This window comes from Streptomyces sp. S063, assembly GCF_002832675.1.
Taxonomy (GTDB): Bacteria; Actinomycetota; Actinomycetes; order Streptomycetales; family Streptomycetaceae; genus Streptomyces; species Streptomyces sindenensis.
Map to the genome: position 1 here is coordinate 3,060,814 of NZ_CP021707.1, position 15,574 is coordinate 3,076,387.

Genomic DNA, 15,574 nt, shown 5'->3' on the forward strand with positions numbered 1-15,574 from the left:
GCGGGCACCGATGAGTTCCGGGCCCGGGGCGGGTCATGAGTGGTGGGACGCGTCGAGCGACCGGGACGGCCCGGCTCCCGAAGCGACCGGCAGACCGATCCACCGCCCCACCGACCGAGCGAGGAACCACCATGAACGCCTCCGCGACCGAAAACGCCGACAACATCACCGGGCTGGGGGTCATCCTCGGCAGCACCGACTCCGACGCCCTGATCTCCTGGTACCGCGCGGCGCTGGAGCCCTTGGGCGCCCGCTGGGCGGAGCACCTCCTGATCGTCGGCCCCGGAGCGATCATCGGCTTCGACGAGCGGGACGACGTCGCGGACAAGGCGGCCGAGCCGGGCCGGCAGATGATCAACATCACCGTGCGCGACGTACGGGCTGCCGAGAGGCACCTCAACACCCTCGGCGTCACGTGGGTGCGCCCGGTCGAGGAGGTCGGGGGCGGCTGGTTCTTCTCCACGATCGTGGACCCGGTGGGCAACTACCTCCAGATCCTCCAGGGCCCGGAAACGCCCTGACGCCCCCTGGACACCTCGCACGCCCCCTAGCCTGTCAAGCACATCCAAACCAGGGGGAGTTCAGAAACGATGCCATCGACGACGTTCCGTATCCGCGGAGACCTGACCGTGGGGCGACTGGGCTTCGGCGCGATGCACCTGCCCACCGAGAGACCCGAGGACCGGCCGTCGGCCGTCGCCGTGGCCCGCCGGGCGGTCGAGCTGGGCATCACGCTGATCGACACGGCCCACATGTACGGGGCCGGGGCCAACGAGGAGGTCCTCGCGGAGGCGCTCCACCCGTACCCGAAGGATCTCCTGATCACCACGAAGGTCGGGGTGGTCCGCTCCGCCGAGACAGGCGAGTGGGCCCTGAACGGCCGCCCGGAGTCCCTGCGCGCCGAGGTGGACCACGCCCTGCGCCGCCTCCGCGTCGACCGTCTGGAGCTGCTCCAGCTCCACCGCATCGACCCGGAGACCCCGCTCGCCGACCAGCTCGGCACCCTGCGGGACCTGCGCGACGAGGGCAAGGTGGCCCGGATCGGCCTCTCGGAGGTGACGACCGCCGAACTGGCCGAGGCCCGGCAGATCGTGGACATCGCGAGCGTCCAGAACCGATACAACCTCACCGACCGCGAACACGAGCCGGTCCTCGCGGCGTGCGAGGCGGCGGACATCGCGTTCCTGCCCTGGCGCACGGTCGCCTGGGGCAAGGCGGGCGACCGCGCGGAGGTGGCAGCCATCGCGGCCGAGCTGGACGCCACCCCCACCCAGGTCTGCCTGGCCTGGCTGCTGGACCGCTCCCCGGTCATGCTCCCGATCCCGGGCACGTCCAGCGTCGCCCACCTGGAGGAGAACACAGCGGCGGGGGACATCGTGCTCACCCCGGAGCTGCGGGCACGGCTGGACGGGATCGCGAGGGTGGCATGACCTCGTCGGCACAGCCGGACCCGACACCCGTTCCCGGGCAGAGCGAAACAGCTGGGACAGCTGAACGGGACGGCCGCACGGACGCCCCGCGCGACCCGCAGAACGGCGGCCTCGACAGGCACGTACTCCTCGACAACCGTCACCACCGAGGTGACCCGCGGGCATAGCCGCTGTTGATCGGTCCGTCCCCGGGCCCACCGGGGACGGTCACACGTCCCGGACGACACCATGCGGATCGGAGGCCGCGTCCTCGATGAACTCCGGGAAGTCCACATTGGCGAGCTGAAGGTTTCCGTGGACCATGTGCACGGCATCCGGCACGACACGCACTTCCCGGGGCTGCGGGGAGTCGATGATCTCCTGGTAGTACACCGGGTCGAGGTCCTCGTCATCATCGGCGCCGAGGTCGAGGGCGAGCAGCGGGCGCAAGGGTGAGCGCATGGTGACACCGTCGGCGAGGAACACCACGCTCAACTCTCCGTCCCACGCCGCGGCGGCGAGAGCCTCGTCGCCGGTGACCCCGTCCCACCGCCGGTCGTCGACGAGATGCACCGCCGCCTCCCACCCCTGCTCCCCCTCGACGGCACGCGCCAGCAGGGCAACGACCTCCTGCCATGCGGCGTCATCGGTGTAGTCGGTCCGGATGACGAGAGGCGCCCACTCATCGTCCCGAACGACCTCCGGCAATGTCACGACAGATCATTCCCGCTCGGAAGCCGCGGCGAGGTGACGAAGGCAGGAGGCGGAAGCCTTGCGGTGGGGCGTGTGCGGCTCATCGCTGTAGAGCCGCATCTCACGAGCTGCTCGATCCATGTGCTGCCAGAAACTGAGGGGCAGATCAAGGTCGTCAGCGAGATGGACCATGCAGTCGAAGGCGAGTCCCAGCTCGTTGTGCTCCAGGAACTCCCTCGTCGTTGAGAGATCGATGCCCGGCCGGTGCATGAGGTGGGCCCGGGCTGCGTCGAGATGGGCTCGGGTCCGCTTCCAGCTTGCCTGCAGGGCCTCACGGTCGTAGGTCATGGCATCAGTGTTGCGAGTGTCACCGACCGTTCACCAGCCGTTTATGGACGGCGCATTGCCCGCCCGGGAGATGGACTGCTCGACGCGTCAGGACGGACGCCTACGGGCAGCGGGGCCCGCGCGGCTCACATCCGGGATCTCAGTACGTCGACCTCACAGCCCGGCGCGAACGGATCGAAGCCGCTCGATCAGCCAGCGCACTGCCAGCAGGCTTCGCAACGCCCACCAGGCGCGGATCACTTCGAGGTCGACGTCGCCGCCGTAGCCGACGAGGACGTCGTCGAGGTGCTCCTCGTGTCCGAGCGTGAAGGTGGCAAGGTCGTACAGGGCGTCGCCCCGGCCCGCCTCGGACCAGTCGATGATGCCGGTGACCTCCTCACCTTCGACGAAGACGTGCGCGATCTGCAGGTCGCCGTGCGTGAACACCGGAGTCCACGGCCGGAGCGCGGCCTCGGCGACCTGGCGATTACGGGCCACCAGCTCGGCGGGCAGAAGGCCGTTCCCCACGAGCAACGCGCACTCGACGTCGAGCTCCGCAGCCAGCTCGCCGATGCCTCGGCCTGCCCGGCCGACCCCCGGCGGCAGTGGCGCGTCGTGCAGCTTCCGGATGGCGGCGCCCGCCGCGGCCCACGCCGCCGGTGACCCGGTCGAGGGCCCGCCGAGGCGCCCGAGCGTCGTCCCCGGGACGGCGGAGATCGCCAGCACGGGCGGCTTGCGCCACAGGACCTCCGGCGACGGTCGCGGAAGTCGCCGGGTTTACCGCACGCCGACACCCCTGGACGAGTCCTAGAGGGAGCCGTCCTGAACGGCAGTGACGAAGGCCCGCCACTGCTCGGGGCCGAAGGTGTGCGCGCCGAGGGCGCGGTCCTTGCTGTCGCCGACGGCGACGAGGCCGTCAGGCGTCGGCTGGGTCTCGATGCACGAACCGCCGTTGTCACCGCTGTACGAAGACTTCACCCAGGCACCGTCAGGCAGGCCGTATCGCGCCATCTGCTGTGTCCACCTCTACGCTCTGTTCACGAACTCTCGTTTCACAGCCGAGATTAGCTCCATGGACTGCCGCGATGTGAGTGCTGCCGCACGCAGTTCATCGAAGGCCAGTTGGTAGCGCCCCACGGATTCGTCTTCCTCCAGGTAGAGCGCGCCGTCGAGATACTCAAGGTTGACCACGTCCAGGTCCATCGGGTCGGGATAGCTGTAGACGTTGAAGGGGCCGTCCGCCCCGGCGTGCCAACCCTGGGCAAACGGCACCACCTGAATGGTGAGCTTCGGCGGATTGTTCATCTCCAGGATCTTGTCGAGCTGAGCCGCCATGACGGCAGGCCCGCCGACCTCTCGGCGGAGCACCGCCTCGTCGAGGAGACAGAGGTACTGCGGCGGGCTCTCCCGCGCGAAGATCTCCTGCCGGCTCTTCCGCACTTCCACGTAGGAGTCGATCTCCTCCTCGGTCGCGGTCTTGTTCACGGAGCGGATGACCTCCGTGGCGTACTCGACGGTCTGGAGCAGCCCCGGCACCAGCATCGGCTGGAACGCGAGGATCCGTGCGGCATCCGACTCGATCGACAGTCGCTCCTGAAAGCCGGCCGTGAGTATGTCGCTGTACTGCGCCCACCACCCCTTACGCCTCCCCTCGCGCGCAAGCGTGGTCAGCGCCGTACGCAGCCGCTCGTCCGAGACCCCGTACAGCGCGAGCAGCGCCTCGATCTCCAGCTTGCTGACGCCCTGGCGGCCGTTCTCCTGCCGGGAGATCTTGGGCTTGTCGCCGCCGATACGCTCGGCAGCCTCCTCCATCCTGACTCCGGCCTTCTCCCGGAGCCGCTTCAGCTCAGCACCGAGCCTTCGACGACGCACTGTTGGGCGTGGATGACTTGGCATGCGGGTCCCTCCCCTGACGTCCGTGGCTCAGTGTTACCCGCCGATGACGGGGTTTAGCAACTCCCGTGATATGCACAAGCGTTCACCCACACAGGCGAATCTACAATTTTGCAACTGAAGCGGTTGCGATGACCCCTCAAGACAGTCCACTCTGTTGCTCGCCACGCAAAGCGCTACCGCGACTACCCAGAGTCGCTATGCGTGGGCCCACTCCCCCTGCCCTCACGTCGGAGGAACCCATGACCGCCACCCCCACCACCGAGCCCGACCCGCCCGACTACCACCAGGAACTCGTCGCCCGTCCCGAAACGCTCGCGATCATGCGGCGCATCGTCAGCGCCCACCTCGACCTCTGGGACCTGCGCGAGCTGAGCGACGCCGCCATGCTCTGCGCCCACGAGTTACTCACCAACGTCATGCGGCACACCGGATCCCCGCTCTGCACGCTCACCCTGCGCCGCAGGCCCGACGGCGTACGCGTCACCGTGAGCGACTCCGACACCGCACCGCCCGGGCGGCGCGATCCCGAGTGGAGCGAGGAGAGCGGGCGCGGGGTCCTCCTGATCGCCGCGCTCGCGGCGCAGTGCGGCACGGTGATGCGGCGCGACGGCAAGGACGTCTGGGCCGACATCCGCACCACGACACCGGCGTACGCCACGTGAACGCGAACAGACTTCTGCCACGCACCTACTGGTGTCACGCGGACACCGACAGCGCACCGACCGTGCCACCCCCGGACGACCTCCTCACCACCGCACCGGGCCAGGCCCTGGCCTGGCTCCGCGCATCCGTGCGACGGCGGACTCCCGGGCTCGACCGTGACACCCGGTACCGGGCCAGGCTCTGGCTCGGCGATCGCCACGTCACCGAGGCCGCCATCCGCAGCCTGCGTCGCGGAGAGGGTTACGCCTACGAGCTGCCCGCCGCCAACGGAACCTGGCGCTGGACGGCGTACCCGGTGTCCACCCTCCCCTTGTTACCGACCGACCAGCCACCCAGGAGCCACGCATGACCGACATCGACGCGCGTACGCACCCGCCGACCCCGCCACCCCCTTCGGCGGAACTGCGGGCCGCACTCAGCGAGGCCGGTCTGAGCGCGCGCGTAACGGCACCGGATGCGGATGCGCAGAACCCCGTGCGGATCACCCTCCTCAGCCCCACCGACGCCCGCCAACTGGCCCGCCTCATCCGCACCGGAACCAAGCGCACGCTGAAGGCCGCCCGCACCCTGCGGGAGATCTGCGAGGGGTACCGGATCGGCCTCCCCGGCCTCCGGGTCGAGCAAGGCCGCATCACCCTCGGCCCCATCCGCATCGACGACGCGGCACGGCTGGCCCGGCTGCTCGATGCCGTACCGCAGGCCACCGAACCGCCGAGCACGACCGTCGACGCGACCACCGTCAAGACCCTGCTCGTCCACGCTTTCCCGCAGGCCACTGGTGGCGGCACCCTCTCCGTATCCGTACGGGAGAACACCGCCGACCTCCTGGACCTGGGCTCGATCGACGCCAGGACCGCACGACGCCTGATCCGTGCCCTCCAGTTCTGAGCGGCCTTCCGACCCCGGTCGTCAGTGGCCTTGACGACGCTCGGCGTCGAAGCGATACAGCACCACCACCAGACGCCACACTCCGACCGCCGCGCCCGCCAGGGCTCCCCCGGCCAGTACACCTTTGGATGCCGAACCGGACAGGTCAAAGGCGAAAGTGAGCGCCAGCGCGACGGCAAAGGCCGCGGCGGCGAGGACCGCAGCAGACACCAGGGCGAAGACGATCTCCACCGTCATCGCGTCCTTCTCCCACCGCGACTCGCGCCCCATGTCCATGCCGGAAGTCTCGCAGCAAGTTCAGTCCCCACCGCGGTCATTGACAGGTCTCGCCCCCGGCGGGATTCTGCGAGAGCGCTCTTCTATCGATGTAAATCGTCACCGCCGCCGTCGCCATCCGCCGTCATCGAATCCCCCCACCCAGGAGCGAGCCTCATGAGCGACCCCACACGCAAGCCCCTGCCCAGACCCAAGGCCAAGCCCAAGAGGCCCTTCCGCCGCTCCTCCGCCCTCGGCGCGCTCGCGCTGGTCGGTGCCCTCGCCGCGACGCTCTTCCTGTCGCCTCCCGGCACCGCCCAGGGCGCACCGCCCGCCCGTGAGGCCGCGCCGCAGGGGCAGACCAGCCTGCGGGCGGCCGACCCCAGCGTGTTGCGGGTGGGCAGTACATACGTCGGCGTCCAGTCGACCGGCGGCGGCATCGTCGTACGGCAGGCGTCGTCCACGGACGGCCTGGCCACCGCGCCCGCCCGACAGGTCTGGGCCGACAGCCGGGGGCGCGGGGAGGTCTGGGCCCCCGAGATCGTCATGGACGGCGGCCGGTACTACATCTACTTCACGGCCGGCGTCGGGGCCGCCCACCGCATGTTCGTCATCAGCTCCGCCTCACCGGACAGCGGCTACGGGACCGAGACCCAACTCGCCCTCCCCGACGACACATGGGCCATCGACGGCACCCTGTTCACCTTCGAGGGGCAGCGCTGGTTCGTCTGGTCCGGCTGGGCGGGCGACACCAACGTCGAGCAGAACCTCTACATCGCCCGGATGAGCAGCCCCACCCAGCCCACCGGCGCACGGTACGTCATCTCACAGCCCCGCGAGAGCTGGGAGCGGGTGGTCGGCAACCCGTTCATCAACGAGAGCCCCGAGGCGATCAAGGACCCGAACGGGCAGCTGCACATCGTCTACTCCGCGAACGGCAGTTGGAGCGAGCAGTACTGCCTGGCGGACCTGCGTCTCCGCAAGGGCGGCGACCCCACCCACGTATGGGACTGGTACAAGTCGAACGGCTGCCTGTTCGGGTCCAACCGTGCGACGATGATGGCCGGTTGGGATCCGACGCTCCACGTGAACGGGCCCGGCCACCACACCTTCGTCCTGCTCCACGGAGACATCAACACCAGCCCGCCCGCCGGCCCCAGGTTCCCGTCGATGTACCACGCGGTCGCGAAGGGCACCCCGTACTCCTGGGCCAACCGCCACTGGTACACCGGCACGTTCGTCTGGTGGGGCGACACGACGTACTCCCGCGCCAACGTCCCCGGCCCCACGTCCGACAAGGGGTGGAGCCTGAAGTTCTTCGAGTGACGGGCCGAGACCCCAGGGCCCGACGGGCGCGCCCGAGAGCGCTCTTTCATCGATATAAGTTGGCTTCGTGAAACCGCGCCCATGAACCGCCTACATGAAACGCCGTTCGCGCGCGGATGCCCCAGGAGCAGACCACCAGACTGATTCAAGGCCGTCCGATCCAAGCGCCTTGCATCTCAACTCCCTTCAAAAATAGGGCACCTGGCCAGCTCTCAGAGCGACCGCCAGTCGGCTGATCGGTCGTCAAGGAAACGTTTCCTCCCCGCCGCGACCTGTGTGTATTCTGTGACTGCCAGGGGGAGGCATGAGTACGTCGCGTTCACTCCCCCTGCGCCTATTCAGGTTCACCGGGGGGTATCTATGAATCGCTTTATACGTGCGTGCGCCATATTCGGCGCCGCTCTCGGCATATCGCTGACCACCGCACAGCCGGCATCGGCGAACAGCTTCGGTCCGGTGTTCGCGGACAACGGGGCACACAGCTTCTTCCTGGACGACGACCTTTCGTCCGGACAGAAATCCGGCATGGCTTGGGCACGCACCAACTCGCTCAATCCGACGGACATGACCACAAGCGTCAATGCGACCTACAACAAGCAGGTCGACGTCTGGGCTTACGGGACCTGGAAGCCGACGGGGGACCAGACGCGCTGGTACGCCTGGGCGAAGTGCGTGAAAATGGTGAGCGGCAGCTCGTCCAAGTGCGACCAGTTCACCATTGTCTTCAACCACAAGCTCCCCCACAGCAATTACAAGGCGCTCTCCTGCCACGAGACCGGCCACACCGTGGGCCTGGGGCACGAGTCGGGGAAGAACAGTAGTTTCACGTCCGCGGCCCGCTCCTGCCTGCGCGCGAGCCCTGACCACAACTACTACTCGAACCACGACAAGAGCCACATCAACGGCCGTTACTGATCGGGAGAGGGGAAACTTCTGATGCGTATGCGAATTCTTTCGATCGTCGGCGCCGCTGCCCTGACGCTGGGCGTCACAGCGTGTTCGTCCTCGTCGGACACCGGATCCACCGAATCCGTCCGCTCCGCCGGGGGGTTCTGGGGGTCTCACACGGCTCATGGGTCGTCCGAAGCCGATCCGCCGATGAGTCTCACCGCCATCGCCGAACGCGCGGACCTGGTCGTCCTCGGCACCATTGCGGGAGTGGAAGAGGGCAAGGACTACACCGAGGAGGGGAAGCCTCCGAACCGCACGTCGAACCTGAGCATCGGCGTGGAGCAGTCGAGCGACACCGGTGTGTCCGAAGCCGTGGTCGAGATCACCCGTGACACGGCCACGTCCCTGACCGATATCCAGGCCAACCTGCCGAAGGGGCGCTACGTCTTCTACCTCAGCAGCTGGTACGACGGCCCGGACGGCCCGGTCTACCGCTGCGCTTCTCCCGCCAAGTGTGTGGTCGGCGTCGAGGAGGGGGACCTGGAGACGCCGCGTGATCCGGAGGCGGCGGAGGAGCTGCGGGTGCCTGCGGAGGCCGACCGGCAGAAGGCCGCGAAGAACGACTCCCTGACGGTCGAGCAGGTCTACGACCTGAGCGCGGAAGCTGTGCCGGCCTCGGGCTCCGCGTCCTGACTGTTCACGGCCGAGCCTGACCCTGCCCGGGGACAGCCACCTGCCCCGGGGCACATCCCCTGCCAAAGGGCATCCCCTGAGCAGGACACCCCCCGAGCAGGGTCAGGAGCAGAGGCGGGGAGAAGCAGGGCCCCGGGGGAAGGGCCCCGAGAAGAGGCGGAGCCGAGGCCGGAGCATCAGGCCTCGGCCTCGCCCCACTCCTCCACCGTCACCTCGTCGCCCACCGACAGCTTGCCCGGCCGCACCACGGCGAACTTCGTGCCGAACACCACCCCGCCCGCCGAGAAGCGCCGGTAGCCCGCGAGCGTCCGCAGCGGCTCCGGCCCGCCCCGGGCCCCGGCCTCCTGATCGACCAGCGTGACCGCGCAGCGCACGGCGAGCTTGGTGTAGCCCAGCTCGGCCGCGCCGACGGTCGCGCGGCGGATCCGGTCCTCGGCGTGGGGTTCCGCCGCCCAGTCCTCCCCCTGGCACCCCTCGGGGAGGCTGTCGACGACGACGTTCGGGCGGAAGCGGTCCATGCCCAGCGGCGGGGCGCCGCACTCGGCCAACCGCGTGTGCAGAAGGGCGAGGGAGGCGCGGGACAGCAGGTGGAGGGCGCTGCTGTCGGCGTAGCCGGAGGTGCCGGGGGTCAGCCCGTCGGTCTTCCGGTCGTGCCCCGGCGGTACGCGGACCAGACGGCTCGGGGCGCCGAGGAAGTCCGTGAGCCAGGCCGCGGCCTCGTCGCCCTGGTCGATGCCCCGGTACGTCGCGCCGAACAGGTCGACGTCGCGCTCGGGCGCGGAGGTGGTGACGTCGAGGTGCACCGCGCCGTGACCGTCCCCCGGCTCGGCGGAGGCGAGCGTGAGCCTGCTGCCGTCGGCACTGACGGTGGGCCGGACAAGGGCGAGGCGAGGGTCGCGGCGCTGGGTGCGGTAGACCCCGTCGACGCTGACGACCATGAAACTGCGGTCGTGCGCGAGACCCGCCGGGGTGAGGTGCGTACTGTCCACGGCCGTTCCCGCGCAGCCCTTGACGGGATAGGTGATCAGATCGACGACCGTGGCCATGCGGCCTCTCCTTCGTGCTGCCCTGCCCGCGGATCTGCTGCCGCCGGGCCCGTACCGCAAGGGTGCCAGGCCGGGCGGACGGTGATCGACGCGTTTTGCGCCACACCCAGGGGGGTGTCACCGCGCCGGGCCGCGTGCGTCCCTGCCCCGCGCCGTCTCGGGGCAGGGACCGCGCGTCAGCAGTTCGGGATGACCGCCCCGTTGTTGTCGCGGGCCTCGTCGTTGCCCCAGCGGGAGAGGTAGTACGCGGAGACGTACGCGTTGCGGCCGTTCTTGCCCGCGTACACGACGTCGAGGTCGGTGCGCAGCCACCAGTGGTTGAACTGGGTCGCCGTGCCGACCCGTGCTCCCCACACCTTGCAGTACACGTAGTTGGTCCCGGCGTTGAGGATGCCCTGCGCGTCCGCGGTGTTGGCGGCGGCGTACCCGGTGGCGTTGGCGAAGGTGTCGACCCAGTACTTGCCGCTCCCGCCACCACAACCGTTGTCGCTGGTCAGGTACTTGCTGTAGTACGAGCCGGGATACGGGGCCAGGGAGCGGCCATTGATCACGATGGTCTGGCCGACGCCGTTGTAGAGCTGTTCGTAGTGGATGTGGGCGCCTGAGCTGTTGCCGGTGGAACCGGTGGTGCCGATCTGCTGGCCCTGGCCCACCTGAGCCCCGTTGGCGACGGAGAACGCGGCGAGGTGGAAGTAGTACGTCTTCCAGCCGCCGCCGTGCTCGATGGCGATGTAGTTGCCCGCACCGCTCGGCTGGGAGTAGCGGTACGCGGTCCCGCCGGCCGAGGCGAGGACCGGGGCGCCGGCCGTGCTCCCGCCGTCGGTGCGGACGAAGTCGAGGGCCTGTCTGACCTCGGCGGAGTGGTGGCTGTAGGTCCACTGCTGGCCGCAGGCGTAGGGCGCCTTGAAGTTCGGGGCGGCCGCGGCGGGGGACGCGGTGGCGGTGACGGTGAGCAGCCCTCCGAGGAGCGCGAGCAGGGCCAGGAGGCAGGTGCGGGGCGAGCGTCGCATGGGCGGGGAAGTCCTTCGGGTCGACAACCGGGCGGTGGAGCGCGAGGTGCGATGACGAAGTGCCTGGGCGCGCGATCCGCGGCGTGAAGCGGCTGCGCATCTACGCGAGTTGAACGGCACCAGAGTGCCGCAACCCGGGGCGGGACGACAGACCTGCGCGCCGTGCCTTCCCGGTCGGGCGCGGCGCACCCGCCCACGTGAGGTGCGGGTTCCGGGTCGCAGCCCGGCCCGGAGGAGAGCTGCCTTCACCCGGCGGAGTGGTGTCGGCCGGTGTCTGCGGCGTTCCGGCCCCGCCTTGCTCCGGTCTCGTAGCCGTGTGCAAAACGATGAGCGCATGTCACTGAACAGCCTGCGTTCGCCGGCCCGCCGCGTGGTCCCCGTGCTGCTGGTCGCCCAAGCCGTCTTCCTCCCGTCGCAGGCCGCCTCCGCCGCCCCGCACGCGGTACGCCCTTGCGGTGCGTCCGCCGGGTGCGGCTCGGCCGTCGTCGCCCCTGTCTCCCAGGAGCCGCCGGCCCACGGCGACTGCACCAGTCCGGAACCGGTCGTGTGTCTCATCCGGAGCGAAACCCCGCAGGAACGCGAGATCGCCCGGGGGCAGCGGATGCGGTATCACGCCCTCCTTGAGGACATGGAGCGCACGAAGTGCGCCATGCGCTCCGAGGGGCGCTCGGAGGAGGACATCGCGCGCACTCTGGTCCAGATGCGCAATGACGCCAAGGACGTCGTCCGCGCCGGGATGACCTCGGACCAGATCGCGGAGCTGGAGGCCCGCAACCAGAAGAAGTACGGCAACCCGCTCGGCCCGACCGCCGACCAGCTCCATCTGAAGTACGGATCCTGGGAGAAGGTGTCGGAGGCCGCCACGCGATCGAGTGCGGCCGTGGACCGGGAGCTCGGTCTCGCATTCCGCCACTGTTCCTGCGACGTGCTCCAGGCGGCCTGACCCGGAGCTGACGCCGCTGAAGGGCGCAAGCCGGCCTGATCCCGTCCACAGGATGCGGACAGGTCGAGCACCGCTCTCCTGAAGCGGGTGTAGCGCGTGGCGACGCCCCGGGGGGCGGGGCCCGACCCGGCCCCCGCCCCCGCCGCATGCCCTGCTCCCCCGGCACAACCCCTCCTGCCCTACTTCCGGTACAGCCCCTCGATCTCCCCCGCGAAGTCCCGCGCGATCGCGTCCCGCTTCAGCTTCAGCGACGGCGTCAAGTGGCCGTTCTCCTCCGTGAAGTCCACCGGCAGGACCGTGAACTTGCGGATCGACTCCGCACGGGACACCAGGCGGTTGGCCTCGTCCACCGCCTTCTGGAGCGAGGTGCGCAGGTCCTCGTCGTGGATCAGGTCGCGCATCGGGACGTCCTGCTTCTTGGTCATCCGGCGCCAGTGCTGGAGGCCGTCCGGCTCCAGGGTGATCAGGGCCGTGATGTACGAGCGGTTGTCTCCGACCACCATGCACTGGCTGACCAGGGGGTGGGCGCGCAGCCAGTCCTCCAGGGGGGCCGGGGTGACGTTCTTGCCGCCCGACGTGATGATGATGTCCTTCTTGCGGCCCGTGATCGTCAGGTAGCCGTCCTCGTCCAGCGCGCCCAGGTCGCCCGTCGGGAACCAGTCGTCCGCCAGCAGCGCCGGGGCCACCTCCGCCCGCTCCCCGTCCCAGTAGCCCCGGAACACCTGGCCGCCCCTCAGCAGCACCTCGCCGTCCTCCGCGATGCGTACCGAGGTCCCGGGCAGCGGCCAGCCCACCGTGCCCAGGCGGGGCTTGAGGGGCGGGGTCACCGTGTGGGCGGCCGTGGTCTCGGTGAGTCCGTAGCCCTCGAAGATGCCGATGCCCGCGCCCTCGTAGAACGCGGCGAGGCGCCGGCCCAGCGGGGAGCCGCCGCAGATCACGTACCGGACCTTGCCGCCCAGCGCCGCCCGGATGCGGCGGTAGACCAGCGGATCGTAGAGGGCGCGGGCCGCGCGCAGGCCGAGGCCCGGGCCCGGGCCCGTACCGTGTTCGGCGGCCTCGACCGCCTTGCCGTACCGCTGGGCGATCCGCGCCGCGCGGTCGAACGACGAGGCGCGGCCCATCTTCTCCGCGGTCGCCCGGCCCGTGTTGTAGACCTTCTCCAGGACGTACGGGATGGCCAGCAGGAACGTGGGGCGGAAGCCCGCCAGGTCGGCCAGGAGGTCTTCCGTCCGGATGGAGGGGGCGTGGCCCAGGCGGACCCTCGCCCGCATGCAGCCGATCGCCACCATCCGGCCGAACACGTGGGAGAGGGGAGGAAGAGCAGAGTCGAAGCCGGGTCCTTCGAGACGGACTTGAAGACCGGGTGGAGCAGCTCGATCGCGTTGTCGACCTCGGCGAAGAAGTTGCCGTGGGTCAGGACACAGCCCTTCGGGCGGCCCGTCGTGCCGGAGGTGTAGATGAGGGTCGCCGGGCTGTGCGGTTCCAGGGTGGCCCGGCGGGCCGCGACCGCCGCGTCCGGGATGTCCCTGCCGAGGGACTTCAGGTGGCCGATCGCCCCGGTGTCGAACTGCCACAGGTGCGCCAGGTCGCCGAGCTGCTTGCGCTCCTGGCTGATCAGGCGGCCCTGCTCCTTCGTCTCCACCGCGCACGCCACCGCGCCCGAGTTCTGGAGGATCCAGCGGGCCTGGAACGCGGACGAGGTCGGGTAGATCGGGACCGTCACCAGGCCCGCCGCCCAGGACGCGAAGTCCAGCAGCGTCCACTCGTACGTCGTCCGGGCCATGATCGCGACCCGGTCCCCCGCCCGCAGCCCCTCCGCCATCAGGCCCTTCGCCACCGCCAGCACCTCGGCGGCGAACTCGGCGGCGCTCACGTCCCGCCACGCGCCCTCGGCGTCCTTGCGGCTGAGGACCGGGTCCCCCGGCGCCTCCCGGGCGTTGTCGAACGGGATCTCCGCCAGCGAGCCGCGCTCCACGACCGGCGCGAACTTCGGTACGGAGACCTCCCGGACCCGGCCGTCCGGGCCGCGCTTCTTCGTCGGTTCGACCAGGACGGGCTGCGGAACGGCGGATGCGGATACGGCGGAAGGCGGCGTTGACACGTGCGGCTCCTCGGTTCGGGGGTCGGGCGGGTCGGTTCGCCGGGTCGTCCGTCCGGCAGGGGGAGAGGAAGGGCAGGAAGAGAGCAGCGGGACTACGCGCGCTCCAGAATCGCCGTCACCCCCTGCCCGCCCGCCGCGCAGATCGAGATCAGGCCCCGGCCCGGGCCCTCCCGTTCCGCCAGCAGCTTCGCCAGCGTCGCCACGATCCGGGCGCCCGTCGCGGCGAACGGGTGGCCGGTGGCCAGGGAGGAGCCGGCCACGTTCAGGCGGGTGCGGTCCACCGGGGCCAGGCCCTGCTTCTCCCAGGCGGCGAGGGTGGCCAGCACCTGGGAGGCGAACGCCTCGTGGATCTCGTACAGGTCGAAGTCCTCGATGCCGAGCCCGGCCCGCTCCAGCAGGCGCGGCACCGCGTACGCCGGGGCCATGAGGAGGCCGTCGTCGCCGTCCACGTAGTCGACCGCGCCCGTCTCGTACAGGGAGAGGTACGCCAGCGGTTCCAGGCCCCGGGCCCGCGCCCACTCCTCGCTCGCCAGCAGGACCGTCGCCGCGCCGTCCGTCAGCGGCGTCGAATTGCCGGCCGTCATGGTGGGGTTGGGGCCGTCGGTGCCGAACACCGGCTTCAGGCGCGCCAGTTTATCGGGCGTCGAGTCCGGGCGGAGGTTCTGGTCACGGTCCAGGCCCCGGTACGGGACCACCAGGTCGTCCAGGAAGCCCCGTTCGTAGGCGGCGGCCAGGCGCTGGTGGCTCGTGGCGGCCAGGTGGTCCTGGTCCTCTCGGGTGACCGCCCAGCGGCGGGCGGTGACGGCGGCGTGGTCGCCCATCGACAGGCCGGTGCGGGGTTCGGCGTTGCGCGGGATGTCCGGGACGAGGTGGCGTGGGCGTACGGCGGCGAGGGCCGCGAGGCGGGCGCCCGTCGTCCTCGCGCGGCGGGCGGCGAGCAGGATGCGGCGCAGGTCGTCGTTGACGCCGAGCGGGGCGTCGCTGGTGGTGTCGGAGCCGCCCGCGATGGCCGAGTCGACGGCCCCGAGCGCGATCTGGTTCGCGGCGGCGATGACCGCCTGGAGGCCGGTGCCGCAGGCCTGTTGGATGTCGTACGCGGGTGTGCGCGGGTCGAGCGTGGAGCCGAGGACGGTCTCGCGGGCCAGGTTGAAGTCGCGGCTGTGCTTGAGGACCGCGCCCGCGACGAACGCCCCGACCCGGTCCCCGGCCAGGCCGTACCGCTCGACCAGGCCGTTCAGCGCGGCCGTCAGCAGGTCCTGGTTGGAGGCGGTCGCGTACGGGCCGTCGGAGCGGGCGAAGGGGGTGCGGCTGCCGCCGAGCACCGCGACGCGGCGCGGCTGGGGCGGGGAGAGCGGCACGAACGGGTCCTGGCGCGTCATCGCGACCATCTCGTCTCGGTCGGTCCGGGATTGTTCATCTCGACCAGCTCCTGA

16 protein-coding genes and 2 pseudogenes are annotated in these 15,574 nt (G+C 70.3%); 8 read left to right on the forward strand and 10 right to left on the reverse strand.

Annotation, left to right across the window (positions count from 1 at the left end):
- Positions 1-131: 131 nt before the first annotated feature.
- Together CCZ36_RS13820 and CCZ36_RS13825 are read left to right on the forward strand one after the other, a co-directional pair.
- Positions 132-521 carry a VOC family protein gene (locus CCZ36_RS13820; protein WP_069737106.1) on the forward strand — a complete coding sequence of 130 codons (390 nt, stop codon included), beginning with the start codon at positions 132-134 and terminating at the stop codon, positions 519-521.
- Positions 522-590: 69 nt separating this feature from the next.
- Positions 591-1,430 (forward strand): aldo/keto reductase, encoded by an 840-nt coding sequence (locus tag CCZ36_RS13825; protein WP_128817765.1) that lies wholly within the window; start codon positions 591-593, stop codon positions 1,428-1,430.
- Positions 1,431-1,637: 207 nt separating this feature from the next.
- Here CCZ36_RS13825 and CCZ36_RS13830 read toward each other — a convergent pair whose 3' ends face one another.
- The 5 genes and pseudogenes from CCZ36_RS13830 to CCZ36_RS13850 all read right to left on the reverse strand — a co-directional run bounded on the left by CCZ36_RS13830 (position 1,638) and on the right by CCZ36_RS13850 (position 4,325).
- Entirely contained in the window at positions 1,638-2,123 is a 486-nt protein-coding gene (locus tag CCZ36_RS13830; protein WP_069737104.1) for a DUF6924 domain-containing protein, read from the reverse strand.
- A gap of 6 nt (positions 2,124-2,129) precedes the next feature.
- Positions 2,130-2,450, reverse strand: a complete 321-nt coding sequence (locus CCZ36_RS13835; protein WP_069737103.1) for a MafI family immunity protein — start codon at positions 2,448-2,450, stop codon at positions 2,130-2,132.
- A gap of 125 nt (positions 2,451-2,575) precedes the next feature.
- Positions 2,576-3,200, reverse strand: a pseudogene (locus CCZ36_RS13840) (phosphotransferase); the annotation flags it as partial.
- 36 nt (positions 3,201-3,236) lie between these two features.
- Positions 3,237-3,407, reverse strand: coding sequence for a DUF397 domain-containing protein (locus tag CCZ36_RS13845; protein ID WP_370738524.1), 171 nt, complete (start codon positions 3,405-3,407; stop codon positions 3,237-3,239).
- Positions 3,408-3,455: 48 nt separating this feature from the next.
- Entirely contained in the window at positions 3,456-4,325 is an 870-nt protein-coding gene (locus CCZ36_RS13850) for a helix-turn-helix domain-containing protein (protein ID WP_069737101.1), read from the reverse strand.
- 239 nt (positions 4,326-4,564) lie between these two features.
- Between CCZ36_RS13850 and CCZ36_RS13855 the strand changes: the two genes are divergently transcribed.
- Together CCZ36_RS13855 and CCZ36_RS13865 are read left to right on the forward strand one after the other, a co-directional pair.
- Positions 4,565-4,987, forward strand: coding sequence for an ATP-binding protein (locus CCZ36_RS13855; RefSeq protein WP_128817766.1), 423 nt, complete (start codon positions 4,565-4,567; stop codon positions 4,985-4,987).
- A 346-nt stretch (positions 4,988-5,333) separates the two neighbouring features.
- On the forward strand, positions 5,334-5,876 hold the full coding sequence (locus tag CCZ36_RS13865; protein ID WP_128817767.1) for a hypothetical protein: 543 nt from the start codon (positions 5,334-5,336) through the stop codon (positions 5,874-5,876).
- Positions 5,877-5,897: 21 nt separating this feature from the next.
- On the opposite strand, the gene CCZ36_RS13870 is transcribed toward CCZ36_RS13865, so the two are convergent.
- Positions 5,898-6,152, reverse strand: coding sequence for a DUF6332 family protein (locus CCZ36_RS13870; protein ID WP_079149542.1), 255 nt, complete (start codon positions 6,150-6,152; stop codon positions 5,898-5,900).
- Positions 6,153-6,308: 156 nt separating this feature from the next.
- Here CCZ36_RS13870 and CCZ36_RS13875 point away from each other — a divergent pair, with 156 nt between their 5' ends.
- The 3 genes from CCZ36_RS13875 to CCZ36_RS13885 all read left to right on the forward strand — a co-directional run bounded on the left by CCZ36_RS13875 (position 6,309) and on the right by CCZ36_RS13885 (position 9,041).
- On the forward strand, positions 6,309-7,457 hold the full coding sequence (locus CCZ36_RS13875; protein ID WP_128817768.1) for a glycoside hydrolase family 43 protein: 1,149 nt from the start codon (positions 6,309-6,311) through the stop codon (positions 7,455-7,457).
- Between the two features lie 564 nt (positions 7,458-8,021).
- On the forward strand, positions 8,022-8,372 hold the full coding sequence (locus CCZ36_RS35690; RefSeq protein WP_234428007.1) for a hypothetical protein: 351 nt from the start codon (positions 8,022-8,024) through the stop codon (positions 8,370-8,372).
- A gap of 183 nt (positions 8,373-8,555) precedes the next feature.
- Positions 8,556-9,041, forward strand: a complete 486-nt coding sequence (locus CCZ36_RS13885) for a hypothetical protein (RefSeq protein WP_128817769.1) — start codon at positions 8,556-8,558, stop codon at positions 9,039-9,041.
- A gap of 176 nt (positions 9,042-9,217) precedes the next feature.
- On the opposite strand, the gene CCZ36_RS13890 is transcribed toward CCZ36_RS13885, so the two are convergent.
- Positions 9,218-10,087, reverse strand: coding sequence for an MOSC domain-containing protein (locus CCZ36_RS13890; protein WP_069737095.1), 870 nt, complete (start codon positions 10,085-10,087; stop codon positions 9,218-9,220).
- A gap of 176 nt (positions 10,088-10,263) precedes the next feature.
- On the reverse strand, positions 10,264-11,097 hold the full coding sequence (locus CCZ36_RS13895) for a M23 family metallopeptidase (protein ID WP_069742105.1): 834 nt from the start codon (positions 11,095-11,097) through the stop codon (positions 10,264-10,266).
- A 334-nt stretch (positions 11,098-11,431) separates the two neighbouring features.
- Between CCZ36_RS13895 and CCZ36_RS13900 the strand changes: the two genes are divergently transcribed.
- On the forward strand, positions 11,432-12,040 hold the full coding sequence (locus CCZ36_RS13900) for a hypothetical protein (protein WP_128817770.1): 609 nt from the start codon (positions 11,432-11,434) through the stop codon (positions 12,038-12,040).
- A gap of 179 nt (positions 12,041-12,219) precedes the next feature.
- On the opposite strand, the pseudogene CCZ36_RS36690 reads toward CCZ36_RS13900, so the two are convergent.
- Together CCZ36_RS36690 and CCZ36_RS13910 are read right to left on the reverse strand one after the other, a co-directional pair.
- Positions 12,220-14,141 (reverse strand): annotated as a pseudogene (locus CCZ36_RS36690) (AMP-dependent synthetase/ligase).
- Positions 14,142-14,233: 92 nt separating this feature from the next.
- Entirely contained in the window at positions 14,234-15,529 is a 1,296-nt protein-coding gene (locus tag CCZ36_RS13910; RefSeq protein WP_069737086.1) for an acetyl-CoA C-acetyltransferase, read from the reverse strand.
- Positions 15,530-15,574: the final 45 nt, after the last annotated feature.

Excerpts from the sequence above, each read along its gene's own strand:
- CCZ36_RS13820 (WP_069737106.1), top strand. The coding sequence starts at position 132 with ATGAACGCCTCCGCGACCGAAAACGCCGACAACATCACCGGGCTGGGG.
- CCZ36_RS13825 (WP_128817765.1), top strand. The coding sequence starts at position 591 with ATGCCATCGACGACGTTCCGTATCCGCGGAGACCTGACCGTGGGGCGA.
- CCZ36_RS13835 (WP_069737103.1), bottom strand. The coding sequence starts at position 2,450 with ATGACCTACGACCGTGAGGCCCTGCAGGCAAGCTGGAAGCGGACCCGA.
- CCZ36_RS13850 (WP_069737101.1), bottom strand. The coding sequence starts at position 4,325 with ATGCCAAGTCATCCACGCCCAACAGTGCGTCGTCGAAGGCTCGGTGCT.
- CCZ36_RS13855 (WP_128817766.1), top strand. The coding sequence starts at position 4,565 with ATGACCGCCACCCCCACCACCGAGCCCGACCCGCCCGACTACCACCAG.
- CCZ36_RS13865 (WP_128817767.1), top strand. The coding sequence starts at position 5,334 with ATGACCGACATCGACGCGCGTACGCACCCGCCGACCCCGCCACCCCCT.
- CCZ36_RS13870 (WP_079149542.1), bottom strand. The coding sequence starts at position 6,152 with ATGGACATGGGGCGCGAGTCGCGGTGGGAGAAGGACGCGATGACGGTG.
- CCZ36_RS13875 (WP_128817768.1), top strand. The coding sequence starts at position 6,309 with ATGAGCGACCCCACACGCAAGCCCCTGCCCAGACCCAAGGCCAAGCCC.
- CCZ36_RS35690 (WP_234428007.1), top strand. The coding sequence starts at position 8,022 with ATGACCACAAGCGTCAATGCGACCTACAACAAGCAGGTCGACGTCTGG.
- CCZ36_RS13885 (WP_128817769.1), top strand. The coding sequence starts at position 8,556 with ATGAGTCTCACCGCCATCGCCGAACGCGCGGACCTGGTCGTCCTCGGC.
- CCZ36_RS13890 (WP_069737095.1), bottom strand. The coding sequence starts at position 10,087 with ATGGCCACGGTCGTCGATCTGATCACCTATCCCGTCAAGGGCTGCGCG.
- CCZ36_RS13895 (WP_069742105.1), bottom strand. The coding sequence starts at position 11,097 with ATGCGACGCTCGCCCCGCACCTGCCTCCTGGCCCTGCTCGCGCTCCTC.
- CCZ36_RS13900 (WP_128817770.1), top strand. The coding sequence starts at position 11,432 with ATGTCACTGAACAGCCTGCGTTCGCCGGCCCGCCGCGTGGTCCCCGTG.
- CCZ36_RS13910 (WP_069737086.1), bottom strand. The coding sequence starts at position 15,529 with ATGGTCGCGATGACGCGCCAGGACCCGTTCGTGCCGCTCTCCCCGCCC.